Annotated in this window: 28 protein-coding genes and 1 pseudogene; 10 read left to right on the top strand and 19 right to left on the bottom strand. The window is 72.7% G+C overall.

What is annotated here, in order from left to right; all coding sequences use genetic code 11:
• Positions 1-1515 (top strand): hypothetical protein, encoded by a 1515-nt coding sequence (locus Air01nite_RS08610; protein WP_203701427.1) that lies wholly within the window; start codon positions 1-3, stop codon positions 1513-1515.
• Here the strand turns inward: Air01nite_RS08610 and Air01nite_RS08615 are convergent.
• From Air01nite_RS08615 to Air01nite_RS08625, 3 genes are all read right to left on the bottom strand, one after another.
• Positions 1512-1991, bottom strand: a complete 480-nt coding sequence (locus Air01nite_RS08615) for a hypothetical protein (protein WP_203701428.1) — start codon at positions 1989-1991, stop codon at positions 1512-1514. The genes Air01nite_RS08610 and Air01nite_RS08615 overlap by 4 nt on opposite strands.
• Before the next feature lie 41 nt (positions 1992-2032).
• The gene (locus Air01nite_RS08620; protein WP_203701429.1) at positions 2033-2710 is read right to left on the bottom strand and encodes a DUF6308 family protein; all 678 of its coding nucleotides are present in this window, start codon (positions 2708-2710) and stop codon (positions 2033-2035) included.
• Positions 2711-2812: 102 nt separating this feature from the next.
• The gene (locus tag Air01nite_RS08625) at positions 2813-3535 is read right to left on the bottom strand and encodes an SDR family NAD(P)-dependent oxidoreductase (RefSeq protein WP_203701430.1); all 723 of its coding nucleotides are present in this window, start codon (positions 3533-3535) and stop codon (positions 2813-2815) included.
• 82 nt (positions 3536-3617) lie between these two features.
• Between Air01nite_RS08625 and Air01nite_RS08630 the strand changes: the two genes are divergently transcribed.
• A complete protein-coding gene (locus Air01nite_RS08630) occupies positions 3618-4220 on the top strand; it encodes a VOC family protein (RefSeq protein WP_239090582.1) in 603 nt (200 codons plus the stop codon).
• Positions 4221-4224: 4 nt separating this feature from the next.
• On the opposite strand, the gene Air01nite_RS08635 is transcribed toward Air01nite_RS08630, so the two are convergent.
• Entirely contained in the window at positions 4225-4881 is a 657-nt protein-coding gene (locus Air01nite_RS08635; protein WP_239090583.1) for a M23 family metallopeptidase, read from the bottom strand.
• A 62-nt stretch (positions 4882-4943) separates the two neighbouring features.
• Here Air01nite_RS08635 and Air01nite_RS08640 point away from each other — a divergent pair, with 62 nt between their 5' ends.
• Positions 4944-5291 carry a PadR family transcriptional regulator gene (locus tag Air01nite_RS08640; RefSeq protein WP_203701431.1) on the top strand — a complete coding sequence of 116 codons (348 nt, stop codon included), beginning with the start codon at positions 4944-4946 and terminating at the stop codon, positions 5289-5291.
• On the top strand, positions 5288-6322 hold the full coding sequence (locus Air01nite_RS08645; RefSeq protein ID WP_203701432.1) for a hypothetical protein: 1035 nt from the start codon (positions 5288-5290) through the stop codon (positions 6320-6322). Before Air01nite_RS08640 ends, Air01nite_RS08645 begins: the two co-directional genes overlap by 4 nt.
• Positions 6323-6372: 50 nt before the next feature.
• Here the strand turns inward: Air01nite_RS08645 and katG are convergent, their stop codons facing one another.
• The 12 genes from katG to Air01nite_RS08705 all read right to left on the bottom strand — a co-directional run bounded on the left by katG (position 6373) and on the right by Air01nite_RS08705 (position 16985).
• On the bottom strand, positions 6373-8532 hold the full coding sequence (katG, locus tag Air01nite_RS08650) for a catalase/peroxidase HPI (protein ID WP_203701433.1): 2160 nt from the start codon (positions 8530-8532) through the stop codon (positions 6373-6375).
• Positions 8533-8631: 99 nt separating this feature from the next.
• On the bottom strand, positions 8632-9657 hold the full coding sequence (locus tag Air01nite_RS08655) for a hypothetical protein (RefSeq protein WP_203701434.1): 1026 nt from the start codon (positions 9655-9657) through the stop codon (positions 8632-8634).
• Between the two features lie 36 nt (positions 9658-9693).
• A complete protein-coding gene (locus Air01nite_RS08660) occupies positions 9694-9981 on the bottom strand; it encodes a DUF1905 domain-containing protein (protein WP_203701435.1) in 288 nt (95 codons plus the stop codon).
• A 26-nt stretch (positions 9982-10007) separates the two neighbouring features.
• Positions 10008-10370, bottom strand: a complete 363-nt coding sequence (locus Air01nite_RS08665) for a cupin domain-containing protein (RefSeq protein WP_203701436.1) — start codon at positions 10368-10370, stop codon at positions 10008-10010.
• 31 nt (positions 10371-10401) lie between these two features.
• Positions 10402-11049: a maleylpyruvate isomerase family mycothiol-dependent enzyme gene (locus Air01nite_RS08670; protein WP_203701437.1), complete on the bottom strand. Its 648-nt coding sequence runs from the start codon at positions 11047-11049 to the stop codon at positions 10402-10404.
• Positions 11039-11605, bottom strand: a complete 567-nt coding sequence (locus tag Air01nite_RS08675) for a TetR/AcrR family transcriptional regulator (protein ID WP_203701438.1) — start codon at positions 11603-11605, stop codon at positions 11039-11041. Before Air01nite_RS08675 ends, Air01nite_RS08670 begins: the two co-directional genes overlap by 11 nt.
• 30 nt (positions 11606-11635) lie before the next feature.
• Positions 11636-12382 carry an SAM-dependent methyltransferase gene (locus tag Air01nite_RS08680; RefSeq protein ID WP_203701439.1) on the bottom strand — a complete coding sequence of 249 codons (747 nt, stop codon included), beginning with the start codon at positions 12380-12382 and terminating at the stop codon, positions 11636-11638.
• Between the two features lie 33 nt (positions 12383-12415).
• Entirely contained in the window at positions 12416-13411 is a 996-nt protein-coding gene (locus Air01nite_RS08685; protein ID WP_203701440.1) for a branched-chain amino acid ABC transporter permease, read from the bottom strand.
• Entirely contained in the window at positions 13408-14289 is an 882-nt protein-coding gene (locus Air01nite_RS08690) for a branched-chain amino acid ABC transporter permease (RefSeq protein ID WP_203701441.1), read from the bottom strand. The genes Air01nite_RS08685 and Air01nite_RS08690 overlap by 4 nt, the downstream gene beginning before the upstream one ends.
• Positions 14286-15524 (bottom strand): ABC transporter substrate-binding protein, encoded by a 1239-nt coding sequence (locus Air01nite_RS08695; RefSeq protein WP_203701442.1) that lies wholly within the window; start codon positions 15522-15524, stop codon positions 14286-14288. Before Air01nite_RS08695 ends, Air01nite_RS08690 begins: the two co-directional genes overlap by 4 nt.
• A gap of 23 nt (positions 15525-15547) precedes the next feature.
• Positions 15548-16240, bottom strand: a complete 693-nt coding sequence (locus tag Air01nite_RS08700) for an ABC transporter ATP-binding protein (RefSeq protein WP_203701443.1) — start codon at positions 16238-16240, stop codon at positions 15548-15550.
• The gene (locus Air01nite_RS08705; protein ID WP_239090584.1) at positions 16227-16985 is read right to left on the bottom strand and encodes an ABC transporter ATP-binding protein; all 759 of its coding nucleotides are present in this window, start codon (positions 16983-16985) and stop codon (positions 16227-16229) included. The genes Air01nite_RS08700 and Air01nite_RS08705 overlap by 14 nt, the downstream gene beginning before the upstream one ends.
• Positions 16986-17161: 176 nt before the next feature.
• Between Air01nite_RS08705 and Air01nite_RS08710 the strand changes: the two genes are divergently transcribed.
• From Air01nite_RS08710 to Air01nite_RS08725, 4 genes are read left to right on the top strand one after another with little or no spacing between them, the layout of a single operon-like run.
• The gene (locus Air01nite_RS08710) at positions 17162-18346 is read left to right on the top strand and encodes a sensor histidine kinase (RefSeq protein WP_239090585.1); all 1185 of its coding nucleotides are present in this window, start codon (positions 17162-17164) and stop codon (positions 18344-18346) included.
• Positions 18334-18981, top strand: a complete 648-nt coding sequence (locus tag Air01nite_RS08715; protein ID WP_203701446.1) for a LuxR C-terminal-related transcriptional regulator — start codon at positions 18334-18336, stop codon at positions 18979-18981. Before Air01nite_RS08710 ends, Air01nite_RS08715 begins: the two co-directional genes overlap by 13 nt.
• Positions 18982-18998: 17 nt before the next feature.
• Positions 18999-19463 (top strand): SRPBCC family protein, encoded by a 465-nt coding sequence (locus Air01nite_RS08720; protein ID WP_203701447.1) that lies wholly within the window; start codon positions 18999-19001, stop codon positions 19461-19463.
• A 37-nt stretch (positions 19464-19500) separates the two neighbouring features.
• Entirely contained in the window at positions 19501-20340 is an 840-nt protein-coding gene (locus Air01nite_RS08725) for a TIGR04222 domain-containing membrane protein (protein WP_203701448.1), read from the top strand.
• Here the strand turns inward: Air01nite_RS08725 and Air01nite_RS08730 are convergent.
• Complete coding sequence (locus Air01nite_RS08730) at positions 20331-21914, bottom strand: phytoene desaturase family protein (RefSeq protein WP_203701449.1); 1584 nt, start codon at positions 21912-21914, stop codon at positions 20331-20333. The two genes, Air01nite_RS08725 and Air01nite_RS08730, sit on opposite strands and share 10 nt — an antisense overlap.
• A gap of 10 nt (positions 21915-21924) precedes the next feature.
• The gene (locus tag Air01nite_RS08735) at positions 21925-22449 is read right to left on the bottom strand and encodes an orotate phosphoribosyltransferase (RefSeq protein ID WP_203701450.1); all 525 of its coding nucleotides are present in this window, start codon (positions 22447-22449) and stop codon (positions 21925-21927) included.
• Positions 22450-22631: 182 nt separating this feature from the next.
• On the opposite strand from Air01nite_RS08735, the gene Air01nite_RS08740 reads away from it, so the two are divergent.
• Positions 22632-23378 (top strand): class I SAM-dependent methyltransferase, encoded by a 747-nt coding sequence (locus tag Air01nite_RS08740; RefSeq protein ID WP_203701451.1) that lies wholly within the window; start codon positions 22632-22634, stop codon positions 23376-23378.
• Here the strand turns inward: Air01nite_RS08740 and Air01nite_RS08745 are convergent.
• The gene (locus tag Air01nite_RS08745) at positions 23375-24391 is read right to left on the bottom strand and encodes a LacI family DNA-binding transcriptional regulator (protein WP_203701452.1); all 1017 of its coding nucleotides are present in this window, start codon (positions 24389-24391) and stop codon (positions 23375-23377) included. The genes Air01nite_RS08740 and Air01nite_RS08745 overlap by 4 nt on opposite strands.
• 119 nt (positions 24392-24510) lie before the next feature.
• On the opposite strand from Air01nite_RS08745, the pseudogene Air01nite_RS08750 reads away from it, so the two are divergent.
• Positions 24511-25026: pseudogene (locus tag Air01nite_RS08750) on the top strand (L-rhamnose isomerase); the annotation flags it as partial.

The following is a 25026-nucleotide window of genomic DNA, read 5'->3' on the forward strand; positions in this document are numbered from 1 at the left end:
ATGCACGGATCGAGGTTCGCGGAGCTGGCCACGATCGCTGCCGAGGCCGCGGGCGCCGACACGTCGTCGGTGCGCCTGCGCCTCATCCACGGGCCCGCCGGCTTCCCACCTGACGGCCTGACGCGACCGGTCCCGGCCTTCGAGCCGCCGCTGCACGACCTGGCACAGTGGCCGAGCGATTTCTGGCTGTTCTCGGTCGCCGGCGTGGCGATCTGCGTGTGCGCCTGGCCCACGCCGGCGAAAGTGTTCAGCGAACCGTTCGAGGTCGGCCCGCCGCAGGCGACGGACCGGCCGGACACCTACGCGTACGACGGCTTCTCCGTGCCCAACCCCGGCTTCCTCAACGAGCCCAACCGCCGGATCGACGCGCTGCTCACCCTCAACAGCAGCCACTGGGCACCGTCCTATCGCGACTGTCTGGTCACCGGAGTCGTGCTCGCCCGGGCGTGCCAGCTCGCCCTCGAGCACGGGCACGGGCCGGTCGTGCACCTGCACACGCCGGTGGCGCCGTTCATCGACCAGCAGGTCTCCGCCCGCGGCGACGGCTCGCACGAGCGGCTGCGGGACGCGATCGGGCCGTGCGTCCGGCTGTCGGTCGCGGTCGACCCGCACGAGCCGACCGCGCGACTCGACTTCGAGCAGGGCCTGGTCGCGCTCGCGGAGGAGTACGGCCTCGGCCTGAAGCTCAACGACCGGCGGTTCAACCGCGTGCCCGGCGAGTGGTTCACGATCCGGGGGTTCGACCGCGAGCGTTACCGGCAGGTCCGGGCCCGGATGTTCCCGGACCCGCCGATGCACCTGCCGAAGCACGCGGTGGTCGCGACCGTGCTGGGCCCGGCGCGGCTGGGCATGGCGGCCGACGTGATCGCCCACCTCCGGGCCACCGGCGCCGGTGTGCTGGCGGCGGCCGTGTCGAGCGTACGGAAGATCGGCTTCGTCAACCTGGTGCTGCCGCTGGCCGAGGGGGCCGACGTGTCCGCACCGGCCTGGTCCGGCGGCTGGCACGACGGGGTCAAGCTGATCGCGGAGCGGTGCCGCCTCTACGACGCGGACGGCGCCGACCACGGCGACGACGACGCGTTCGCGGGGTTCAAGGTGGCGCTGAGCGCGCCGATGCGGTGCTCGTACCCGCAGTCGAGCCGGCGCACCGGTGCGTCGGTCACCGGCCGGGTGCCGTACCCGCTGTGGCTGCGGTGGGAGATCCCCAACCGGACGGTCGGTTCGCCGCTGCTGCTGTCGATGGTGGCGGAGAACCTGTCGCCGTACGCGGAGCACACCGAGGTCGCCTACGCCCAGGCCCGGGTGGGTCGCGGCGACGTGGTCCGCGGTCGGGCGAAGCTCGTGGTGCTGCTGGCGCAGGCGCCACGCGACGTGGCCGACGCGCAGGCGGTGCTCAACGAGGTGGCCGAGCGGGCCCAGGAGCGCACCCTGGAGCAGCTTGCCGACCGGCGCCTGGTCGGCCCGGGCCGGGTCCGGCTGCGCCTGTCACCGCGGGAACGGTGGTTGACGACCTAGCCGCACAGGTCGTCGGCGAGGTGGGCGAACTCGTCGCGGGTGACGGTGCGCTGGCGTTCTTCGCCCTCCTGGACCTCGGTGATCAGGATCGAGCCGCTCGGCACCTGCGCGAGCTCGGCCACGGTGAACGTCACCCGGCGGGTGGTGAACTCGCTGGCGGCGTACATGCTCAAGACCGTCGGATCGGTCGGGAAGTCGGTCAGCGGCACCGTGGCGGGCGAGGTGGCCCCGGGCGGCAGCGGGTAGTCGCGGCCCGGCCATTCCGGCCACGTCGTCGGCGAGTTGTCGGCGTCCGAGTCGCGGAAGAGCATGACGCTCTCCGGGCTTCCGGGGTCGCACCAGACGATCTCGGCGGACGCCCGGCCCGTGGTGTCGACCGAGATGCCGGTGTAGCCCTTGATCTCCGGGCTGCACGCGGTCAGCGCGACGGCCGCGAGGGCCGCCGCGGGCAGCATGGCGAGCCGTTTCCGCGCCATGCCGCCATCGTCGGTGCCGGCCGTCTCGGGCCGGTCAAGTGTCAGTAACGGCTGCCCATCGACCAGCACAGGATGTCGAGCAGCCGGACGTCACCGAGCTTGCCGGCGGCCTCGGCCGCGAGGTCGCCCTCGGCGCGCATCGCCGTGCGCAGCTCGTCGAGGGCGTCCGCCGCGAGCAGCAGGTCGGCGCGGATCGCCGCCCAGTACGCGCGGCGCGGCCAGGTGCGGTCACGGCGGCGATCCGTCAGGTCGCGCGCCGCCGCGCGGGCCGGCTGGCGGTAGAGCTGGAGCAGCCGGCGGTCCAGGATCGGGAAGAGAGCGGGGCGGGTCAGGTGCAGGCACTTGCTGATCTTCGCGTGGTCGATGTCGCGCGGATGGTCGCGGTGGAAGTGCGCGTAGAGGCGCTCCGCGTTGTCGTAGAGGCCGGCGGCGACCATCGGGTCCGCGTCGCGCAGCACGGCCTCGCGGTCGACCTCGTCCCAGGGGGCGCCGGCCGACTTCGTCAGCAGCCACGCGGCCTGGGGTCGGCCGATCCGGCCGTCGATCGCGGTGGTCGCCGCCACCAGGTCGGGGGTCAGGGTCGCGGCCGTGCCCGCGACGAAGTCGTAGCGGCGCAGCGTCCCGGCGTGGGCGCGGCAGTAGTCGGTCACCACCGACAGCGGATCGTCGACCTTCCAACCGGCAACCTCGATGGGCGGTACGTTTCCGTTCACATCCATCGCCTCTCGTCGAACCGACAGGTCGCAGCCAACAATGTCCGCGCATGCGGTTGGCGTCAACCCGTCGGAACGCGACCGTCCATGATCGACGGATCTGCGGTTTCAGAGTGTGAACTGCTGGCCGCCGTCGATGTCGTACGTCGCACCCGTCAGGGCGGTGTTGGTCATGATGTGCACGGCGAGCGCGGCGACGTCGGCAGGGCCGATGACGCGGCCGATCGGCAGTGTGGCCCGCAACTCGGCGCGCCGCTCCTCGATCTGGTCGCCGAGCAGGGCCGCGGACAACGGCGTGTCGACGAAGCCGGCGGCGATCAGGTTGACCCGGACCGGCGCGAGCTCGAGGGCCAGGGCCGCGGTGAACGGTGGCAGCACGGCGGTCGCGGCCGAGACGATACCGAGGCCGCGGCGGACCTGCCGGGCGCCGGTGCCGCCCATCAGCAGCAGGGTGCCGCCGGGGCGCATCTGCGGTGCCGCGTTGCGCGCGACGTCGAGGGCGATCGTCACGTGGTCGGTGAGGACGGCGCGTACCTCCGCGGGGTCCATCTCCAGCATCGGCCCGTAGCGCGGACCGCCCGCCGTGATCAGCACGTGGTCGATCGGCCCGTCGAGGCTCTCGAAGAAGGCCGCCACCGCGGCCGGGTCGGTGGCGTCGAACGCGGCGGTGCGCCAGGCGCCGACCTCCTGCGCCGCCCGGTCCAGCCGACCCTGGTCCCGACCGGTGATCACGACGCCGGCACCCTCGGCGCCGGCCCGCCGGGCCGTCTCCAACCCGATGCCCGCGCTGCCGCCGATCACGACCACGGTCTGCCCGACCAGTTCCGGCATGGCTTCTCCCCCGCTCGGCTGGCTGGCGCCATACTGGCACGAATAACAACAATATCGACCCTAGACCCGACTGGAGGCTGCGATGAGCGCGACCGCCGACATGAAGCTCGAAGTGGTCGTCATCCCCGTCTCGAACCCCGACCGCGCCAAGGAGTTCTACACGGGCCTCGGCTGGCGGCTCGACGCCGACATCGCCGCGGGCGACGTCCGGACGATCCAGTTCACGCCGCCGGGTTCGGCCTGCTCGGTGCAGTTCGGCACGAACAAGACGCCGGCCACACCCGGCTCGGCGCAGAACACCTACCTCGCGGTCACGGACATCGCGGCTGCCCGCGCCGACCTGGTCGCGCACGGCGTGCAGGTCGACGAGATCTGGCACCTGACCACCGCCGGCCGCGCCGCCGGCGTGGACCCGGACCACCGCAGCTACGGCTCGTTCTGCGCGTTCCGCGACCCGGACGGCAACAGTTGGCTGCTGCAGGAGGTCACCGCCCGGCTGCCCGGCCGGGTCGACCCCGACACGACGACGTACGCGTCGATCTCGGACCTGGCCGCCGCGATGCGCCGCGCCTCGGCCGCGCACGGCGAGCACGAGAAGCGCATCGGCGCGGAGGACCCGAACTGGCCGGACTGGTACGCCGAGTACATGGTGAAGGAGCAGTCGGGCCAGGAACTGCCCACGTGAGCGCTCAGCGCGGCGCGACGACCTCGGCCTCGCCGGGGACGCCGGTGCTGACCTCGACGGGCGCCGCCGCACCGCGCCGCCAGGACCGGTAGCCGCGGAACGCGATGGGCAGACCGCGCGCGGCGTGCGCGTCCGGGCCGTCCATCGCCTGGATGTGCAGGTGCGGCTGGGTGGAGTTGCCGGAGTTGCCGCACGCGCCGAGCCGCTGGCCCACCGCGACCTGGTCGCCCGCGCGGACCTCGACCGAGCCCCGGCGCAGGTGGGCGAGCAGGACGTAACCGTCGGCCAGCGCGAGGACCACGTGGTTGCCGGCCAGGGCGGGGCCGCCGGCCCGGGCGCGGGACGCCTGGGTCAGCGCGTACGGGACCTGCGCGGCCGGTGACCGCCGTGCGACGAGGTCGGGCTCTCCATCGTGGACGGAGACGACCCGGCCGGCGGCCGGCGCGAGGATCGGCGCGCCGAAGGCGTAGAAACGCTCCACGGGCTCGGTGGCCAGCATCGTGCGCCAGTCCCGGGTCGCCGACGTGCGCCCGTCGCGCACCTCGACGAAGTCCATCGCGTACGTGGTGGCGAACAGGTGTGTGCCGTGGCTCGGCACCCGCCGCGCGGGACTGTTGCGCACCTGCCAGGTGCCCTGGAACGGCAGCTCGAGCACGACCACGAGTTGCACCCTACCGGTGCGGGGCTCGCGGTATATACCGGGAGGCGATATATTCTCCGTCCATGACCGACCGACCGATGTCGGAGCCGACGTTCCTGATCCTGACCGCGCTGGCGGCCGCGCCGCAGCACGGCTACGGGGTCATCGAGGACGTGCTGCGCATCTCCGAAGGCCGCGTGCGGTTGCGCGCCGGCACGCTCTACTCCGTGCTCGACCGGCTGCGGGCCGACGGGTTCATCGCGGTCGACCGCGAAGAGGTCGTGCAGTCGAGGCTGCGCCGCTACTACCGGCTGACCGGCGTGGGCGCCGAGCGCCTGGCCGAGGAGACCGCCCGGCTGCGCCACAACGCCAACGCCGCCGCCACCCGGCTGCGCCGCAGCGGCCTGCTGCCCACGGAGGGTCTGGCATGAGCGACGAGCTGGAACGTCGCTACCGGCGGCTGCTCGTGTTCTACCCGTGGTCGCACCGCCGGGTCTACGAGGAGGAGATGGTCGCCGTGCTGGTGGCCGGCGCCCGTCCCGGTCAGCGCCGTCCCACGCCGGGCGAGACCGTCAACCTGATCGCGTCAGGGCTGCGTACCCGCGCCGGCGCCGCGATGACCAGCATGGTCGGCCCGGCCTGGCGGGACGCGGCGGTCGTGTTCGGTCTGCTGGCCGCCGTCGTCCTGCTCTCCCAACGGGTCGTCCGGCTGTCCGACGAGATCGTCTACGGCCTGGGCGTCAACGCCTATCCGTCCCTGCGGGCCCTGGGCTGGGCCGCGGTCGTGGTCGCGGTGCTGGTCGGGTTGCGCCGGTCGGCGGCGGTGCTGGCCTGGGTGACCGTGCTCGGTGAGGCGGTGCTGATCGCGCAGCAGTACCGCAGCGCACCCGTCACTGCCGTCCAGCTCTTCTGGCCGCTCACGCTCGGCATCGTCGCCGCCGCCGCGCTGAGCGTGCCCGCCGCCCGCGGCCGGGCGATCGCTCTGCTGCGCTGGCGGCTGGCCGCCTTCGTCGCCGGCGTCGGCGCGGCGCAGACGATCCAGGTCCTCAACCACCAGCAGGCCTGGAGCTGGCGGGAGGCCGGCGTGTCGTACACCTGGTTCGGGCTGGAGAACCGGTCCGAGCTGGGCCTCTACCTCTGGACGGCCGTCGTCGCCGTCGGTGCCCTGACCGCGGCGGTCGCCGTGCTGACCTTGCCGGCGGCCGTGCGGTGGCGGGTCGCCGCGCTGGCCACACCGGTCGTCACGCTGGCGGCGCAGATCCGGCTGACGCTCAGCGGTTGGGCGACCTCCAACGGCCACATGGGACACCCGATCTACCTCGTGCCGATCCAGTGGACGCTGCTGGTCGCCGCACCGGTGATCGCGTTCGCCCTCGCCGCGGCCTTCGCACACTGGCGCGAGCAGACCGCCCGCCTGACCGCGCTGGGCCGGGCCGCCGACCGCGAGAGCCTCGGCGCCTAGCCATGCGAAAGGCGCCGCCCGAAGCTTCGGGCGGCGCCTTTGGCGTTACGTCAGGCGACGTCGTACCGGTCCAGGTTCATGACCTTGACCCAGGCGGCGACGAAGTCGCTCACGAACGTCTCCTGCGCGTCGTCGGCCGCGTAGACCTCGACCAGCGCCCGCAGGATGGAGTTCGAGCCGAAGACCAGGTCGGCCCGGGTGGCCGTCCACTTCAGCTCGCCGGAGACCGTGTCGCGACCCTCGAACGTCTCCTCCTCGTCGGACGTCGGCGTCCACGTGGTGCCGCCGAAGTCCGCCAGGTTGACGAAGAAGTCGTTGGTCAGCGCGCCCGGCCGGTCGGTGAACACGCCGTGCTTCGACTGGCCCACGTTGGCGCCGAGCACCCGCAGGCCGCCGACGAGCACGGTCACCTCCGGCGCGGTCAGCGTGAGCAGCTGGGCCCGGTCGACCAGCAGCTGCTCGGTCGGCCGCAGGTGGCCCTTGCCGAGGTAGTTGCGGAAACCGTCGGCGGTGGGCTCCAGCACGGCGAACGACTCGACGTCGGTCTGCTCCTGCGAGGCGTCGGTGCGGCCCGCGGTGAACGGGACCACGACGTCGTGCCCGGCGGCCTTCGCCGCCTGCTCGACCGCCGCGCCGCCGCCGAGCACGACCAGGTCGGCCAGCGAGACCCGCTTGCCACCGGTCTGCGCGGCATTGAAGTCCCGCTGGATGCCCTCCAGGGTGCCCAGCACGCGGGCGAGCTGCGCGGGCTCGTTGACCTCCCACTCGCGCTGCGGCGCGAGCCGGATGCGGCCGCCGTTGGCGCCGCCGCGCTTGTCGGTGCCGCGGAACGTCGAGGCCGACGCCCACGCGGCGGCGACCAGCTCGGCCACCGTCAGGCCGGAGGCGAGGATCCGCTCCTTGAGGGTCGCGAGGTCCGCGTCGTCGACCAGCTCGTGGTCGACGGCGGGCACCCGGTCCTGCCAGAGCTGCGGCTCGGCCGGCACGAGGGCGCCGAGGTAGCGCTGGATCGGGCCCAGGTCGCGGTGGGTGAGCTTGAACCACGCCTTGGCGAAGGCCAGCGCGAACTCCTGCGGGTTCTCGTAGAACCGGCGGGAGATCTCCTCGTAGATCGGGTCGACGCGCAGCGCGAGGTCGGTGGTGAGCATCATCGGCGCGTGCCGCTTGGCCGGGTCGTGCGCGTCCGGCACCAGGTCGGCGGCCGCGCCGTCGGCCGGCTTCCACTGCTTGGCGCCGGCCGGGCTCTCGGTCTGCTCCCACTCGAAGCTGAACAGCGTCTCGAAGAACGTGTTGTCCCAGGTGGTCGGGGTCGGCGTCCAGGCGCCTTCCAGGCCGCTGGTGATGCTGTCGCCACCCTTGCCGGTGCCGTGGGTGCTCTTCCAGCCGAGGCCCTGCTCCTGGATGGAGGCGCCCTCCGGCTCCACGCCGACGTGGTGCGCCGGGCCGGCGCCGTGCGCCTTGCCGAACGTGTGGCCGCCGGCGATCAGCGCGACGGTCTCCTCGTCGTTCATCGCCATCCGGCGGAAGGTCTCGCGGATGTCGCGGGCGGCGGCGAGCGCGTCGGGGTTGCCGTTGGGGCCCTCGGGGTTGACGTAGATCAGGCCCATCTGCACGGCCGCGAGGGGGTTGGCGAGCTGGCGGTCTCCGCTGTAGCGCTCGTCACCGAGCCAGGTGCCCTCGTTGCCCCAGTTGATCTGCTCGGGCTCCCAGGTGTCCGCCCGGCCGCCGGCGAAGCCGAAGGTCTCGAAGCCCATCGACTCCAGCGCGACGTTGCCGGCCAGGACCATCAGGTCGGCCCACGAGAGCTTCTTGCCGTACTTCTTCTTGACCGGCCAGAGCAGCCGGCGCGCCTTGTCGAGGTTGCCGTTGTCGGGCCAGCTGTTCAGCGGGGCGAAGCGCTGGTCGCCGGCGCCGGCGCCGCCGCGGCCGTCCGAGATCCGGTAGGTGCCGGCGCTGTGCCAGGCCATCCGGATGAACAGCGGGCCGTAGTGGCCGTAGTCCGCCGGCCACCAGTCCTGCGAGGTCGTCATGACAGTGTTGATGTCGGCCTTGACGGCCGCCAGGTCGAGGGTCTTGAACTCCTCGGCGTAGTCGAAGCCCGCGCCCATCGGGTCACCCGCCGGCGGCTTCTGGTGCAGGACCGTCAGGTCCAGCTGGTTCGGCCACCAGTCCCGGTTCGCCCTCGCCCGCGCCTGGTTGTCACTTGCCACGTTGGTCTTCTCCTTGGACTCGGAATCGGTGTCCGCCGTCCAAGAGTCTGGACACTTTTCTGGACTGAGTCAAGAAAGGGCGTGTCGCGCGTCACCGGATCATCGCGCCGCGGTGGTGACCTCTTCCACGGGCCGCTTCGCGTCCGGCGGAGAGACGTACGCGCGGTCGAGAACGAGCAGGAGCCAGCCGATCGTGCCACCCGCGATGACGCCGATGAGCGCGTACAGGGTGTCGGAGTCGGCGGCGTTGACCGGCACGCTGCCGGCGAGGGCGGTGAACCAGGACGCCACGGGGACGGCGAACACGGTGAACAGCAGCGTGAACATCACGAGAGCGGGATAGAGCACGAGGAGTACGAGCAGCTTCGGCAGCTGCTGGAGCCACGGGAGCGGTGCGCGCGGCAGGTCGCCGGTCAGCAGGGCCACGCCGGCGAGCAGCAGCGCACCGAGCAGCATCACCGGCGTGAGCCGGGTGCCGGGTGCGAGCGCGCGACTGAGCACCAACGCCACGGCCGCGCCGGCCGCGACGACGCCGGCGACCACGAACCGGCCCCTTGACCGGTCGGGTGCCGCCGTCCACGCGAGCGCGATGCTCAGCGCCGTGAGGATGACACCCAGCGTCGCGGCGGCCGGGGTGAGGGCCGTTTCCGTGTCGGTCGGCGACTCCATGCCCGCGGCGAGCGGGGCCACCGCCGCCGCGATCGACGCGCCGATCACGAGCGTGCGGCGGCGCGGCGCGTCGTCGCCGGCCCGGCGGAGGACGAAGGCGGTCACGGCGAGCGCGACGACCCCGCCGGCCACCGCCAGCAGCGCCGCGGCCGTCTCGCCGTGGGCGCCGGCGCGGTCGACGAGGAGGTCCACGCCGATCCAGCCGGCGGCGGTCGCCGGCGCGACCCAGCGCGACAGCCCGCCGCCGCGGCCGGCGAGCGAGACCGCCAGCCCGATCGCGACGGCGGCGCCGAACCGTAGGTCGCGGGCCCAGTAGGTGTTGTTCTCGGCGGAGAGGAAGGCGAGATCCGCGCGCTGCTCGGCCATCGGCTGCCACAGCGCCATGTCGAGGCCCCACAGCACCGCCGCGGCGAGCGCGCACACGATCGCGACCGCACCACGTCCGTCAATCCGCATGGTCGGAACCGTAGACCACCCGGGCGGGTGACGCGACTAACCGAGCCGCTCGACCAGAACGACCGTCACGGTCGATCCGGCTTCCTTGCCGATCGCCTTGCGCACCTCCGCCTTGACGGGCAGCTTGTGCCGTCCGTCGCCCATCGCCATGAACGAGCTCTCGAACGGGTGACCGTCGATGGTCCCGCGCACTTTCACGAGACCGCGGGTGCCGAAGTACGTGACGGACTCCGGCCAGACCACATAGGTGTGTCCGCCCTTCGCGGGGCTCTTCACGAGTGCCGCGCTGAACTCCCGGTCGAGCGGACCTTGTTTACCAGCCACGACCGGAGTATCCCACTCGTCACCTGTCAGGCGCGTTTGGCGTAGTTGGCGATTTCACCGAAGTCGAGCACCACGCAGTCCTCGTTGCCGAGCACCTCGGCGTCGTGGCCCGGCTCGATGGCGAACACGTCGCCCGGGCCCAGCTCCATCGTGGGGCCGTCGTCCATCATGATCCGCATCCGTCCGGACTGGACGTAGCCGAGGTGCGAGGTCATGCAGGACGGCGTGCCGGCGATGGGCTTGATGTTGTTCGACCACTTCCACCCGGGCTCGAACGTGCCCCGGCTGACCGGCCGGTCGGCCACCATGACAACGTCGGCGTAACCGTTGCCCTCGAACATCCGCTTTTCGTCAGGGGCTTCGAACGTCTTGCTCTCCAGGCCTTTCATAGCAACCTCCTGCGTTGCCCATCTTTCGACGTTAGCGCCGTCCGGAGCGGTCCGTCGCCGGTTGCCGGAGGTCGTCAGCACCAGCACCAGCGAGCCGCGGCAGCCCCACTGGTCGCCCGGTCATGAGGAGCAGGATGGCGTCAATCGGGCCCTCGACCACCGGCCCGTTGCCCACCCGGAAATCGGCGTCGGCGGCCACGAAGGCGTACCCGCGAAGGGGTTTCATGGCGCGGAACAGCCACGGACGGGACCAGATCCGATCGGCCGCCGCGGCGGCGGCGTGCGGTGGCAGGTCGTGCCGGCGGCCCAGCGGGATCATGATGTCCTGGCTGTGCACCAGGACGTCGATGAGCGCCTCGTTGTCGGTCATGAACGGCACGTGCCGGCGCGAGCCGATGTGGCCGCGGACCTCGGCGATCAGGGTGGCGGTGGGCAGGGCGGCCTTGGCCACGGCGGCGTCGCGGACGGCGCGGTCGACGTTGCCGCGGGCCCGGGCGACGTCGCGCAGGGCCCGGCCCACCCTCAGGTGCTGCAAGGTGAGGTGGGCGGCGACGTCGCGGACCGTCCACCCCGCGCAGAGCGACGGGTGCCGCCACTCGTCGTCGGAGAGCTCCTCGAGTTGGTCGGTCAGGGCGCCGCGCTGGGCGTCGATCACCCGCCACAGCTCGTCACGGTCCATCGGTGCCTCCCATCAACGCTTCCACCAACGGGGTGAGCCGCCCGGCCGGGTCGAAGGCCGGGTCGGGGTTGGCGAGCTCGTGCAGGACGAGCCCGGTGTACGCGTTCGCGATGATCGCGGCATCCCGCTCGGGCTGCTTGGACCCCGACACCCGCAGCCACATCACGAACCAGGCGTCGACCCGCCGGCCGGCGGCGAGCAGCCGCTCGCGCAGCGCCGAGTGGTGTGCGGCCTCGACGAGGATCACGTAGCGGGCCAGGGTCAACGTCCGGTGCGGGCCGACGGCCTCCCGGGCGACCGTGGCCAGCACGGCGGCCAACTCGGCCGGCGAGGCCGGCGCGCGGTCGGCGGCGAGCGCGTCCCAGATCGCCTTCTCGCGCTCGGCGAACCGTTCCACCACGGCGCCGAGCAGGGCGTCGCGGCTGCGGAACAGGTTGGAGGTGGCGCCGGCGGGCAGGCCCGCCTCGGCGTCGACCGCGCGGTGCGTGACGGCCCGCACCCCGCCCGTCCCGAGCAGGCCGATCGCGGCGTCGAGGACGTCGTCACGACGACTCATACCGCGACACTACATCCGTAGTTAGATCGACTACAAGAGTAGTGGACCGAGGGTCAGATAGGCGAAGCCCAGCACGCCGCGGTGGCCGCGCAGCCAGGTGTTGCGCTGGTTGTCGAGGCGCGACCGCAGGTCGGCGGCCTCGGGGTGGTCGGCGTGCGTGAGCAGCCACTCCTCGCCGTCGGCGGCGAGCCCGGACTCGAACTCCGCCCACTCGTCGGCCGTGACCGTCTCGATCCGCAACGGCCGGAACCCGGCGGCGATCGCCCGGTCGACGAGCCCGGCCAGGTCGTCGCAGTCGTCGGCGGTGGCGCCCGGCCACATCCTGGCCAGCCGCTCGGCCGGCGGCGGATGCTCCCAGAACTCGGCGCCGAAGAGCACCCGGCCGCCCGGGTTGACCAGGCCACGGACCGCGCGCAGGCCGGCGTCGAGGTCGCCGAACGCGTGGTAGGCGCCGATGTTGAGCACGACGTCCGCCGGGTCGGCGTGCGCGGCCGCCGGCCCGTCGACGAAGCTCACCCGGTCGCCGAGACCGCGGGCGGCCGCGTTGGCCCGGCCGCGGACCACGTCCGGGCCGTGGCTGTCGATCCCGACGCCGCGGGCCTCGGGCGCGGCGGCCAGCACCCGCAGGAGCAACTCGCCCCAGCCGCAGCCGACGTCGACCACGGTGGCCGGCCGCCGGGCGGCGAGGTCGGCGGCCAGCCGGTCGGCCCGGTGCGCCGACAGCGGGCCGTTGAAGTCGAGGCGGGTGCCGGCGCCGTGCGCGGGAGCGTCGCTCATCGGCCGGACGCTAGCGGGCGCCCGCCGCCACGGCTATCGATTTAGCCGCCGGCGGAGCAGGTCGGCGGCCGTGCCCCACAGGCCGCGCCGGAACACCAGCACCACCACGATGAACAGGCCGCCGGTGACGAGGCCGACCGCCTCGAAGCCCGAGAACGACAGCCAGTCCTCCAGCCGCACCAGCAGCGCCGCGCCGAGCACACCGCCCCACAGCGTGCCGATGCCGCCCAGCACGACCATCACCACCGCCTTGCCGGAGGTGGTCCAGTGCAGCGTGTCCAGCGTGACGAAGCGGTGCGCCATCGCGAACAGGCCGCCGCCCAGGCCCGCGATGAACGCGGACAGCACGAAGGCCAGCAGCTTGTAACGGTGCACCGGGTAGCCGAGCGCCCGGGCGCGGGCCGGGTTGTCGCGGATGCCGACCAGCACCCGCCCGAACGGCGAGTGCACGATCCGCCACGCCGCCCACAGCCCGAGCAGCACCACGGGCAGCGCCGCGTAGTAGAAGTAGTACGCGTCGGTCAGGTCCAGGCCGAACAGCTCGCGCGGCACGCTCTGCAGCCCGTTCTCGCCACCGGTCAGCCCGCGCCGGTTGTTCGCGATGTAGTAGATCATCTGCGCGAACGCCAGCGTGACCATCGCGAAGTAGATGCCGGTCCGGCGCACCGCGAGGTAGCCGATCGGCGCCGCGAGCGCGGCGGCGACCAGGGCGCCGGCCAGCACGGCGACCGGGAACGGCACGCCGGCGTGGATGGCGACCAGACCCGTCGCGTACGCGGACGTGCCCCAGAACGCCGCGTGGCCGAACGAGAGCAGGCCCGTGTAGCCGAGCAGCAGGTCGACCGCCACCGCGAACAGCGCCCAGCAGAGGATGTCCACGGCGACCGCCGGATAGAGCCCGTTGGGCAGCCAGAGCGTGACCGCCAGCGCCGCGGCCAGCAGCGCCCAGCGCAGCCCGCGCGGCGCACCGGCGACGGCGCGGAGCAGGGACGGCGGCCGCTTCGCCTTCTCCTGCGTGGCGACGCTCATGCCGGTGCCTCCTCGCGGCCGAACAGTCCGGCCGGTCGCCACAGCAGGACGGCCGCCATGATGACGAAGACCGAGGTCTGCGCGACGATCGGCCACTGGTCCAGATAGGACTCGCCCCAGGCCTGCACCAGGCCGATGCCGAAGCCGGCGGCGACCGAGCCGAAGATCGAGCCCAGGCCGCCGATCACCACCACGGCGAACACCACGATGACGAGGTCGGCGCCCATCAGCGGGTTGACGGCCCGCATCGGCGCGGCCAGCACCCCCGCGACGCCGGCGAGCGCGATGCCGAAGCCGAACACGGGCGTCACCCAGCGCCCGACGTCGATGCCGAGCGCCCGGGTCAGCTCCGGACGCTCGGTGGCCGCCCGCACCAGCATGCCGACCCGGGTGTGCCCGAGCAGCCACCAGACCGCGACACAGGCCACGACGGCGAAGGAGAGCACGAAGACGCGGTAGGCCGGGAAGTCGAACAGTCCGAAGTCGACGGTGCCGGTGAGCGCCGACGGTGTGCCGTACGGGCTGGAGGTCGTGCCGTACCGCAGCTTGACCAGATCCTGGAGCACCAGCGTCAGCCCGAAGGTGAGCAGGAAGTTGTAGAGCGGGTCGAGGCGGGCCAGCGGGTGCACCAGGGTGCGCTCGACGGCCATGCCGAACGCGCCGAGCGCCAGCGGCACGACCAGCAGCGCCCACCAGAACGGGATGCCGAACTCCGTCAGCAGCAGGTAGGTGCCGACCGCGCCGAGCATGTAGAACGCGCCGTGCGCGAAGTTGACGACCCGCAGCATCCCGAAGATGACCGACAGGCCGAGGGCGAGCAGGGCGAGAAACGCCCCGCTCACCAGGCCGTCGAACGTGTGTTGCAGAAAAGCGCTCATAGCTTGCAGTCGGCCGACGGTGTCCGGAACGCCTCGGCCGCGGGGATGGTCTTGAGGATCTTGACGTAGTCCCAGTCCTCGGTGACCTCGGCCGCCGGTTTGACCTGGGCGAGGTAGGCGTCGTGGATGACCCGGTGGTCCTCGGCGCGGATCTTCCCGTTGCGCAGGAACACGTCGTTGATGTCCTTGCCCTCCAACTGCTTGACCACGGCGTCCGCGTCGTCGGTGCCGGCCGCCTGGACGGCCTCGAGGTACTGCAACGCCGCCGAGTAGTTGGCCGCGTGGGCGAACGTCGGCCGGGAGCCGGTCTCCTTGAGGAACCGGTCGGCGAACGCCCGGTTCTCCGCGTCGAAGTTCCAGTACCAGGCGTCGGTGTACGTGGTGCCGGCCAGCGCCGCCGGTGTCAGCGAGTGGATGTCGGTGAGGAACATCAGGCCGACCGAGAGGTCGACGCCCTTCTCCCGCAGCTTGAACTCGTTGTACTGCTTGACCAGGTTGACCAGGTCGCCACCGGCCTGCATGGTGCCCAGCACGTCCGGCTTGGGGTTGAGCGTCGGCGCCTTGAGCAGGAACGTGGAGAAGTTGTCGTTCGGGAACGGCGTCGCGTCCTTGCCGACGATCGTGCCGCCGGCCCCGGTCACCGCGGCCGAGAAGCTCTTCTCCATGTCCTGCCCGAACGCGTAGTTCGGGTAGACGATGTACCAGTTCTTGGCACCCTGCTCGGTGACGGTCTTCCCGGTGCCGTTGGCGAGCATGTACGTGTCGTACGCGTAATGGAACGTGTACTTGTTGCACGACTTGCCGGTCAGGTCCGTGGTCGCACCGCTGATGTTGAAGTAGAGCTTCTTCTTCTCCTTGGCCACGTCGGCCACCTTCAGCGCCGCCGACGAGGTGGGCACGTCGAGGATCGCGTCGACGCTGAGCCGGTCGTACATCTCGGCGGCCTTGGTGTTGGCGATGTCTGGCTTGTTCTGGTGGTCGGCGGTCTCCACCGTGATGTCGTCGGTGATCGCATCACCGCCGTGCTTGGCCTTGAAGTCGGCGATGGCCATCTGCACGGCCTTCACCGAGTTGGTGCCGGACAGGGCGAGATAGACGCCCGACTGGTCGTTGAGCACGCCGAGCACGATCCGGTCACCGGACAGCTTGCTGTCCGACGAGCCCTGCGGCCCCCCGCCGCCGCAACCGGCGAGCAGGAGCGCGACGGAGCAGACTATCGTGGCGCGTTTTCTCATCAGCAGCCTCCACTGTGGTCGTGTCAGATGCCGAGGTACGTGAGCAGTTCGCCTTCGCGCTCCCGTACCTCGTCGTTGCGGAGCGTCTCGACCACCCGGCCCTCGGCGAGGAGGTGGTGGCGGTCGGCGACGCCGGTCGCGAAGCGCAGGTTCTGCTCGACCAGGAGCACCGCGGTGCCCTGGTCGCGGACCTGCCGGAGGATGTCGGCCACCCGGGTGACCAGCAGCGGGGCCAGCCCCTCGGTCGGCTCGTCGCAGAGCAGCAGGCGCGCGCCCATCCGCAGGACCCGGGCCAGGGCGAGCATCTGCTGCTCGCCGCCGGAGAGCTGGGTCGCCGCGGAGTTGCGCCGCTCGTGCAGCACGGGGAACGTCTCGTAGACCTTGTCCAGGGACCACGGTGCCGGGCCGACCGCGGGCGGCAGCGTCAGGTTCTCGGTGACGGTGAGCGAGGCGTAGGCACCGCGGTCGTCGGGCACCCAGCCGAGGCCGAGCCGGGCCCGGCGGTGCGCCGGCAGCGACCCGAGGTCCCGGCCGTCGAACGAGACCGTGCCGCGCTGGCCGGGGTGCAGCCCCATCACGGCGCGCAGCAGCGTGGACTTGCCGGCGCCGTTGCGGCCGACCAGCGTGACCACCTCGCCGGGCGCGACCGTGAGCGCGACGTCGCGCAGCACCGTGGCCTCGCCGTACCAGGCGTGCAGCCCCTCAACCCGCAGCATCGGCCGCTCCCAGGTAGGCGGTGATCACCCGTTCGTCCGCGCGAACCTCGTCGTAGGGGCCCTCGGCGAGCACCCGGCCGGCCTGCAGCACGGTGACCCGGTCGGCGAGCCGGCCGACGACGCTCATGTTGTGCTCGACCAGCACGACGGTGCGGCCGGCACGGACCCGGTCGACCAGGTCGACGGTGCGGTCGACGTCCTCGAGGCCCATCCCGGCGGTCGGCTCGTCGAGCAGCAGCACGTCGGGGTCCAGGGCGAGCGCCAGGGCCAGCTCGAGCGCGCGCTTGCGGCCGTAGGGCAGCGCGTTCGCGGGGGCCTCACCCAGCTCGTCGAGGCCGACCATGGCCAGCAGCTCGTCGGCCCGCGCGCGGTAGCGGCCGAGTAGCTTCGCCGAACGCCAGAACCGCCAGCCGAGCGTGCCCCGGCCCTGCAACGCCAGCTCGACGTGCTCGCGGGCCGAGAGCATCGGGAACAGGCTGGTGATCTGGAACGAGCGGGCGACGCCGAGGGCGGCGATGCGCTCGGGCGGCAGGCCGGTGATGTCGCGGCCGGCCACCTCGATCCGGCCGCCGCTGGGCTTCAGAAAGCCGGTGAGCAGGTTGAACAGCGTGGTCTTGCCCGCGCCGTTCGGACCGACCAGGGCGTGCACGGTCCCCGCGGCGACCGCGAGGTCGACGCCGTCGACGGCCCGGAACCCGCGGAAGTCACGGGTCAGGGCGTGGGTGGCCAGCACCGTCTCCGCCACGCGCGCCTCCTGTCTGTGTCCCGCGCCACACCTGCACGACGCATTCCGGAAACCTAAGGGGCCACTCGCGTGTATCGATATGTCGATCCCCCACATAAACCCACTGGGATCGATGTGTGCTGGTGGTGGGGTTTTCCCTACCGACAACGGCGCCCGCAGCGGGGAGAATGGCGGCGATGGACTGGGAGGAACGGATCCGCGCGGCGCGCGAGGCGGTCCCGCGGGGTCTCGCCCTCGCGGCGCTCTCGCTCGGCGTCGGCCTGCCGCTGTTCGTCGCCACCGTCGTCTCCGTCGCGCTGCTGCCGCTCGGGGTCGGCGTGCTGCTCGCACCGCGCGCGCTGGCCGCCGTCCGCCGGTTCGCCGACGCGCAGCGGGACCGCGGGCTGAGGTGGTCCGGCGTGCGGGTGGACCGGTCGCACCGCGCACCCGGTCTGCGGACGCTGGCCGACCCGGTGACGTGGCGCGACCTGCTCTGGCTGGCCGTCAACGTGCCGGTCGGCACCGCGATCGGCCTAGTGCCGGCGGCGCTGACCGCGTGGGCCGGGTTCGGCCTGGTGATCGCCCCCGTGGTCGCGGCGAGCGGTGCCGAGGGCGGCTTCTGGCCGGTCGCGGTCGCGATCGGCGTGTCCGCGGCGGCCGTGCTGGTGCTCGGCGCGCCGGCGATCCTCGGGCTGCACGCCCGGTTCAGCGCCGCGCTGCTGCGCCCGCCCCGGCGCGAGCTCGCGGCGCGGGTCGACCGGCTCGAGGAGACCCGGGCCGACGCGGTCGACGCCGGCGCCGCCGAGCTGCGCCGGATCGAGAAGGACCTGCACGACGGCGCACAGGCGCGGATCGCCGCGGTCGGGATGACGATCGGCCTCGCCGAACAGCTCGTCCGGACCGACCCGGCGAAGGCCGAGGCGCTGCTCGCCGAGGCCCGCGACACCAGCGGCCAGGCCCTCGCCGACCTGCGCCGGCTGGTCCGCGGCATCCACCCGCCCGTGCTGGCCGAACGCGGGCTGGTCGAGGCGGTCCGGGCGCTCGCGGTGGTGCTGCCGGTGCCGACCACGGTGTTCGCGGACCGGGGCGTGCGCGCGGCGCCGCCGATCGAGGCGGCGCTCTACTTCGCGGTCGCGGAAGCGCTGGCCAACGTGGCCAAACACAGCGGGGCGGCGCGCGCGTGGGTCACGCTGCGTGCCCCCGCCGACGGGGTGTTGGTGGTCGAGGTCGGCGACGACGGCGCGGGCGCCGCCCGGGTCCCGACGGCCGGCGGCCTGGCCGGGGTGCGCCGTCGGCTCGACGCGTTCGACGGCCGGCTGGCGGTGACCAGCCCGCCCGGCGGCCCGACGGTGGTGACGATGGAGGTGCCGTGCGGGTCGTGATCGGCGAGGACCAGGCGCTGCTGCGCGACGGCCTGGAGCGGATCCTGACCGCGTACGGCGAGACGGTGGTGGCCGCGGTGGCCAGCGCGCCGGAACTGGCCACGGCGATCGCCGCCCTGACGCCGGACGTGGCCATCGTCGACGTCCGCCTGCCGCCGTCGTTCACCGACGACGGGCTGCGGGTGGCGACGCGGGCGCGTACGCGTACCCCCGGATTCCCGATCCTGGTGTTGTCGCAGCACGTCGAGGTGCTCTACGCCCGTGAGCTGCTCGCCGCAGGGCAGGGTGGGCTCGGCTACCTGTTGAAGGACCGGGTGGCCGACGTGGCGCGGTTCGTCGAGGCGGTCCGGATCGTCGCCGCGGGCGGCACGGTCCTCGACCCGGACGTGGTCGCCGACCTGCTGACGCGGCGTGGTCACGAGGACGGCATCGGGCGGCTCACGCCGCGTGAGCGGGAGGTGCTGCGGCTGATGGCCGAGGGCCGGGCCAACGCCGGGATCGCCAGCCGCCTCGGCGTCACCGAGAAAGCGGTGAACAAGCACATCAACAACATCTTCGGCAAGCTCGGCCTGCTGCCGGACCAGGACGACAACCGGCGGGTCCTCGCGGTGCTCAACTACCTGGAAGCGCCCTGAGCGTACAGTGACGGACCGTGGCCGAAACCTATACCGTTTCCCGCTCGATCGAGATCGCGGCGCCGCCGGCCCGGATCTACGAGAAGATCGCGGATTTTCACAACTGGACACAGTGGTCGCCGTGGGAGGATGTCGACCCGGCGATGCAACGCGACTACTCGGGCGCGGCGTCGGGCCCGGGCGCGGTCTATTCGTGGTCGGGCAACAACAAGGCCGGCAAGGGCCGCATGGAGATCGTCTCGGCGCAGGAACCGTCGGAGGTCAAGATCGACCTGGCCTTCGAGAAGCCGTTCAAGTCCCGCAACGACATCGTCTTCGCGGTGCAGCCGACCGGCACGGGCTCGAAGGTCACCTGGACGATGATCGGCCCGAAGACCTTCGGCATCCGCCTGATGTCCCTGGTCAAGCCGATGGACAAGATGATCGGCCCAGACTTCGAGCGCGGCCTCGACCGCCTGCGGACGGTCTCCGAAGCCGGCTGACCGACGGGGCGTGCGCGTCCCCCGCACAATGTTGGGCGTGACGTGGTGGAACACCGGCGGTCTCTACTTCCTTTCGCTCCTCGGCGGCGCCGCCGGAGCGGCGCTCGTGGTCACGCTGGTCGGTCGGGCGCTGATCCGGATGTCGGGGCCGCCCCTGGTCGGGCGACGACCGAGCACAATCGACCTCGCCTACCTCAAGGGCGGTCCCGGACTTGCCGCGCTCGCCTGCGCGGTCGGGCTGCAGCGGACCGCGGCGGTCAACCGCGGGCCGATGCTGACGCTCGACGTGACCGGCCCGCTCCCGGCCGGCGCGCCGCCGCTGATGGCCGCCATCCATGCGCGGCTGCGCGAGCCGTGCGCGTGGCTCCAGGTGCTGGCCGACCCCCAGGTTCGCGCGGCCGCCGGCCGCCTGCACCGCAAGCTGGTCCGGCGCGGGCTGCTCGCCTCCGACGCCCGGCGGCGCTGGGCCCGGCTGACGACGGTGCCGCTCTGGGCCGTCACCGCCCTGGGTCTCGTCCGGCTGGCCTCTCTGGTCGGCAACGGCGCCGAGGCCGGCCGCGGAGCGACGGCGGGCATCGTGGTGGTGACCTGCGCGACGGCCCTCGCCGGCTGGCTGCTGTTGCCGGCGCCGTGGCTCACGCGGGGCGGGCGGAGCACGTTGCGGCAGGCGGCCGCGGACCTGCGCGATGTGGGGGCGCGCCGGGAGGGCGGCCGCGAGCCCTCGGCGCGGGAGCTCATGCGGGCGGTCGCGGTCCGCGGACCCGACGAACTCGTCGCCGTCGACCCGGTGTTCGGTGACGCGGTCGGCGCCCACCGCCGGCCACGACCGGCACCGCCGGTGCGCATCTTCAGCTGGGAGTACAACCGTTACCTGTAGAGGCGGCGGTGCAGGGCGCCGATGAGGGTCGAGTAGGCCGGGCCGGTCAGGCCGTTGCGGGCCAGTGCGGCGTGGGCCGCGTTGGAGCCCGGGGCGCCGTGCACGCCGCCGCCCGGGTGGGCCGAGGCGCTGGCCAGGTAGAGGCGGTCGATCGGGGTGTCGGCGCGGCCGAGGCCCGGCACCGGGCGGAAGAACAGCTGCTGGTGCAGCGCCGCGGTGCCGGCGTTGATGGCGCCGCCGAACAGGTTCGGGTCGCCCTGTTCCAGGTCGCCGGGTAGCTGCACGTGGCGGGCCAGGATCAAGGCGCGGAAGCCGGGTGCGTGGCGTTCGATCGCGTCCTCCATCCGCTGCGCCTGCTCGCTCATCCGGGCCCGGTCACCCGCGACGCTCTGCGGCACGTGCGTGTAGGCCCACAGCGACTCAGTGCCCGCCGGTGAACGGCTCGGGTCGCTGGTCGTCATCTGTCCGATCAGGACGAACGGGTCCGCCGGCACCACGCCTTGGGACAGGGCCGCGCCGTAGGCGCTCAGGCCCGCCTGGTCGCCGAGGTGGACCGTGCCCGCGCCGCGGGCCTCGACCGCCGTCCAGGGCACCAGTGACGAGAGCGCCCAGTCCACTTTGATGGTCGCGTTGTCCCACTGGAACCGGCGCAGGTGCCGGACGAAGGCCGCCGGCAGCGCGTCGAGGCCGACCAACCGTTCGTAGAGGGCCGGCGCCGGCACGTCGGCCAGCACCGCGCGGCGGGCTCGGACCCGGTCGCCGTGCGCGTCCTCGACGCCGACCGCGGTCGCGCGGGCGTGCAGCACCCGGGCCACCGGCCGGCCGTACTCGACGGTGCCGCCGCGGGCGTCCAGCCTCCGCAGCAGCGCGTCGACGAGCCGGCCCGCGCCGCCGACCGGCACCGGGAAGCCGACGTCCTGCCCGAGCATCGCCAGCAGCCAGCCGTAGAGGGCGCTGCCCGCCTGCTCCGGGGCCAGGTCGGTGTGCAGGGCGCCGCCCGACAGCAGGAGTTGCGCGCCCGCGCCGTGGAACGTCTCCCGGCCGAACTCCTGCACCGGGAGCACCGCGAAACGGGCGAAGTCGAGTGCGCCCGCTACGCCGAGCCGGCCGGCCAGCCGGATGCCTGCGCGTACCGGCGGGAAAGGTCTCATGATCGCGTCGAGGAACGGCCGGCCGATCCGCTGCCAGCGGCGCACCTCGGCGAGCCACGCCTGGCCGTCGCGTGGGTCGAAGGCGGCCAGCGAGGCCGCCGTCCGCTCCGGGTCGCGGTGCAGGACCGCCGCGCGGTCGTCCGGCAGCACGTGGGCGAGTACGGCCGGCGCGTGGTGCCAGGCCAGCCCGTGTGCCTCCAGGTCCAGCGCCCGCAGCACCGGCGAGGCGGCGCCGAGCGGGTAGAACGCGCTGTAGACGTCGTGGTGGAAGCCGGTCGCGGTCAGCTCGGCCGTCCGCACCGCTCCCCCGGCGGTGCCGGTGGCCTCGAGCACCAGCACGTCCCAGCCGGCGTCCGCCAGCAGGTTGGCGGCCACGAGGCCGTTGTGGCCGGCCCCGATGACCACCGCGTCGACTGTTCGCACGCCTCCGAACCTACCCAGCCGCCTCGAGCTGGGCGCGGGTCAGCAGCGCCCGCAACGCGATGCCGTCGGCCGCCAGCGCCTCCGCCCCGCCTTCCTGGCGGTCGATCACGCAGGCGGCCGCGTCGATGCGGGCGCCGAGCTCGCGGAGCTGGCGCGTCGAGATGACGATCTGGCCGCCCGAGGTGACCACGTCCTCGACGACGAGGACCCGGCGTCCGGCGACGTCGGCACCTTCGGCGAGGCGGGCGGTGCCGTAGGCCTTGGCCTCCTTGCGCACGAACGCGCACGGCAGGCCCGTGTGCCGACCGAGCGCGGTCACCACCGCGATGCCGCCCATCTCCAAACCGGCCAGCACCTCGGTGCCGTCCGGCACCAACGCGACCATGTGCTGCGCCAAGCTGTCCAGGAGTGCGGGATCGGCCTCGAACTGGTACTTGTCGAAGTACTCGTCGGCCACCCGCCCCGACCGCAACACGAACCGCCCCGTCAACCGCGACGTGGCATAGACCCGCCGCGCCAGCTCAGAAAGATCCACGAGCCCTATCCTCTCAGCGGAGGGACGGACACCTGCGATGGCTGGGCGGTGGTTCGGCCGCGGACCTGGCTCAGGCGTTGCGCGAGGTCGCTCCCGAGCTCGCCCGTCGCGCCATCTCGACGCCCTGACCGACCGCCTCCGCGAGGTCGACCTCGCTTGATCATCCCCCGTAGGCTGGCGCGATGGGGAAGGTCGACTACGACGCACGCCTGCACGCCGTCTACGCGGCCGGGCGCACGATGTCGCACGATGCGCAGGAGACGTGGCTGGCGGCGTTCGCCCGCCACCTGCCCGAGACGCGGCCACTGACCTGGCTCGACCTGGGGTCGGGCACCGGCCGGCTGACCCCCGCGTTGGCCCGCGCCTTCGGCGGTCCGGTGCACGGGGTCGAGCCGTCCGACAAGATGCGCGCGCAGGCCGTTGCCCATCCCGCCGTCACCTATGCGGCGGGGTCCGCCGAGTCGATCCCGCTGCCGGACGGCTCTTGTGACGCGGCCGTGCTGTTCTTCGTGTGGCACCACGTCGTCGACCGCGTGGCCGCGGCCCAGGAGTTGCGCCGGGTCGTCAAGCCGGGCGGCAGGCTCTTCGTGCAGGCGAACTTCGCCGACCGCATGCCGGACGTCTGGTGGTTCCGGGTCATGCCGGAGTGGCGTGCCGCCGACGCGTCGCAGTTCCGCACGCAGGCCCAGGTGGAGGGCGACTTCACCGCCGCCGGGTGGCGGTTGGTCGCGCACGACCAGGTCACCTGGGTACGCTCGCCGAGCCTCGCCGCGGACGTCGCACGGCTGCGGCTGCGCGCGGTGTCGGCGTTCGAGCACATGACCCCGGAGACCGTCGAGGCGGGCTTCGCCAGGATCGAGGCGGCCCTCCCGTCACTCGACGACGGACCACAGCACGAAACCAACGACCTGCTCGTCTTCGAGCGCTAGCGGCGTTTGCGTTCGCTCGACTGGCGTACCGCCAGATCTGGTTGGAAGACCACGTGTCGGTGTTCGTGGGTTTCCGGGTCCGTGGACTCCTCCAACAGGAGTTGCGCCGCCGTGCGGCCGAGTTGCTCGCGGGGCTGGCGGACCGACGACAGCGGCACCGCGGCGCCGGCGGCGAACTCGATGTCGTCGTAGCCGACCAGCGCGATGTCGTCCGGGACCCGCAGGCCGTGTGCGGTCAGCGCCTGGAGAGCGCCCAACGCGACGAGGTCGTTGGCGCAGAAGATCGCGGTCGGGCGGCGGGTGGCCGGCAGCGCGACGATCTCGTCGGCGGCGGTGCGGCCCGTCGACACCGAGAGCATCGGGGTTTCCACCACCAGCGGGGGCGGCAGGCCGCGCTCGGCCAGGGCCGCTTCGGCGCCGGCGCGGCGGTCGGCCACCTGGCGCAGAGTGAGCGGGCCGCCGACGAAGGCGATCGCGCGGTGGCCGCGCTCGGCAAGGTGTTCCGCCGCCAGCCGTCCACCCAGGACGTCGTCGACGGCCACCGAGCACTGGTCGGCCAGGCCCGCGCCGCGGTCGACCAGGACCACCGGGATGCCGCGCTTGACCATCCGGTCCAGGCGGGGCTGCCGGCCGTCGCTGACTGGTGTCACCAACAGGCCCTGGACCCGCTGCTCCTCCAGCACGTCGAGGTGGCGGTGCTCGCGGGAGGCGTCGCCGCCGCTGTTGCAGACGACCACCATGCCGCCGGCGCCTTCTACGACGGTTTCGGCGCCGCGCACCACGTCGGTGAAGAACGGGTTCGAGACGTCGAGCACCACGATCGCGACCGTCCGGCTGCGGCCCGCGCGGAGCTGCCGGGCCGAGTCGTTGCGGACGAACCCCAGCTCTTCGATGGCTTCCTGGACGCGCTTGCGGGTCTGCGGCGAGACGATGTCGGGGCGGTTGAGCACGTTGCTCACGGTGCCCAGCGAGACGCCCGCCCGCTGCGCGACCTCCTTGATGCTCGCCGCCATGGTCGATCAGCGTACGCGATCAGGGCTTTCCTCTGAAACGTCTCATACCTTGACTCCCCCATCGAGGGGCGGATATCGTCGGCTCGCTGGATGAAACGTTTCAGGCGGAGGACGGAACGATGACCGAACTTGCCCCGTCAACCCGGAGCCGCGTCCTGGCGGCGTTGCGTGACCAGCGGATCGAGACGGCGTCGTGGGCGTTCGGGAACTCGGGCACGCGGTTCAAGGTGTTCGCGCAGGAGGGTGTGCCGCGGGACCCGTACGAGAAGATCGCCGATGCGGCGGTCGTGCATCGTTTCACCGGTGTCGCGCCCACCGTCGCGTTGCACATCCCCTGGGACAAGACTGACGACTACGCGGCGCTGGCCGCTCATGCCAAGTCGCTCGGGATCGGCCTTGGGGCGATCAACTCCAATGTGTTCCAGGATGACGACTACAAGCTCGGGTCGGTGACCAACCCAGATCCGCGTGTACGGGAGAAGGCGCTCGCGCATTTGATCGAGTGCGTCGACATCATGGATGCGACGGGATCCCGTGACTTGAAGCTGTGGTTTTCCGACGGCACCAACTATCCCGGGCAGGACAGCATCCGGGCGCGGCAGGATCGGCTCGCGGAGGCGCTCGCGGCAACCTAC

Source organism: Asanoa iriomotensis, from assembly GCF_016862515.1.
Taxonomy (GTDB): domain Bacteria; phylum Actinomycetota; class Actinomycetes; order Mycobacteriales; family Micromonosporaceae; genus Asanoa; species Asanoa iriomotensis.

Coding starts and splice junctions, on each gene's coding strand:
- Air01nite_RS08740 (WP_203701451.1), top strand. CDS start 22,632: ATGGGGAAGGTCGACTACGACGCACGCCTGCACGCCGTCTACGCGGCC.
- Air01nite_RS08700 (WP_203701443.1), bottom strand. CDS start 16,240: ATGCTGCGGGTTGAGGGGCTGCACGCCTGGTACGGCGAGGCCACGGTG.
- Air01nite_RS08680 (WP_203701439.1), bottom strand. CDS start 12,382: ATGAGCGACGCTCCCGCGCACGGCGCCGGCACCCGCCTCGACTTCAAC.
- Air01nite_RS08710 (WP_239090585.1), top strand. CDS start 17,162: ATGGACTGGGAGGAACGGATCCGCGCGGCGCGCGAGGCGGTCCCGCGG.
- Air01nite_RS08685 (WP_203701440.1), bottom strand. CDS start 13,411: ATGAGCGTCGCCACGCAGGAGAAGGCGAAGCGGCCGCCGTCCCTGCTC.
- Air01nite_RS08645 (WP_203701432.1), top strand. CDS start 5,288: ATGAGCGACGAGCTGGAACGTCGCTACCGGCGGCTGCTCGTGTTCTAC.
- Air01nite_RS08690 (WP_203701441.1), bottom strand. CDS start 14,289: ATGAGCGCTTTTCTGCAACACACGTTCGACGGCCTGGTGAGCGGGGCG.
- Air01nite_RS08695 (WP_203701442.1), bottom strand. CDS start 15,524: ATGAGAAAACGCGCCACGATAGTCTGCTCCGTCGCGCTCCTGCTCGCC.
- Air01nite_RS08670 (WP_203701437.1), bottom strand. CDS start 11,049: ATGGACCGTGACGAGCTGTGGCGGGTGATCGACGCCCAGCGCGGCGCC.
- Air01nite_RS08615 (WP_203701428.1), bottom strand. CDS start 1,991: ATGGCGCGGAAACGGCTCGCCATGCTGCCCGCGGCGGCCCTCGCGGCC.
- Air01nite_RS08610 (WP_203701427.1), top strand. CDS start 1: ATGCACGGATCGAGGTTCGCGGAGCTGGCCACGATCGCTGCCGAGGCC.
- Air01nite_RS08620 (WP_203701429.1), bottom strand. CDS start 2,710: ATGGATGTGAACGGAAACGTACCGCCCATCGAGGTTGCCGGTTGGAAG.
- Air01nite_RS08630 (WP_239090582.1), top strand. CDS start 3,618: ATGAGCGCGACCGCCGACATGAAGCTCGAAGTGGTCGTCATCCCCGTC.
- Air01nite_RS08655 (WP_203701434.1), bottom strand. CDS start 9,657: ATGCGGATTGACGGACGTGGTGCGGTCGCGATCGTGTGCGCGCTCGCC.
- Air01nite_RS08675 (WP_203701438.1), bottom strand. CDS start 11,605: ATGAGTCGTCGTGACGACGTCCTCGACGCCGCGATCGGCCTGCTCGGG.
- Air01nite_RS08665 (WP_203701436.1), bottom strand. CDS start 10,370: ATGAAAGGCCTGGAGAGCAAGACGTTCGAAGCCCCTGACGAAAAGCGG.
- Air01nite_RS08625 (WP_203701430.1), bottom strand. CDS start 3,535: ATGCCGGAACTGGTCGGGCAGACCGTGGTCGTGATCGGCGGCAGCGCG.
- Air01nite_RS08745 (WP_203701452.1), bottom strand. CDS start 24,391: ATGGCGGCGAGCATCAAGGAGGTCGCGCAGCGGGCGGGCGTCTCGCTG.
- Air01nite_RS08640 (WP_203701431.1), top strand. CDS start 4,944: ATGACCGACCGACCGATGTCGGAGCCGACGTTCCTGATCCTGACCGCG.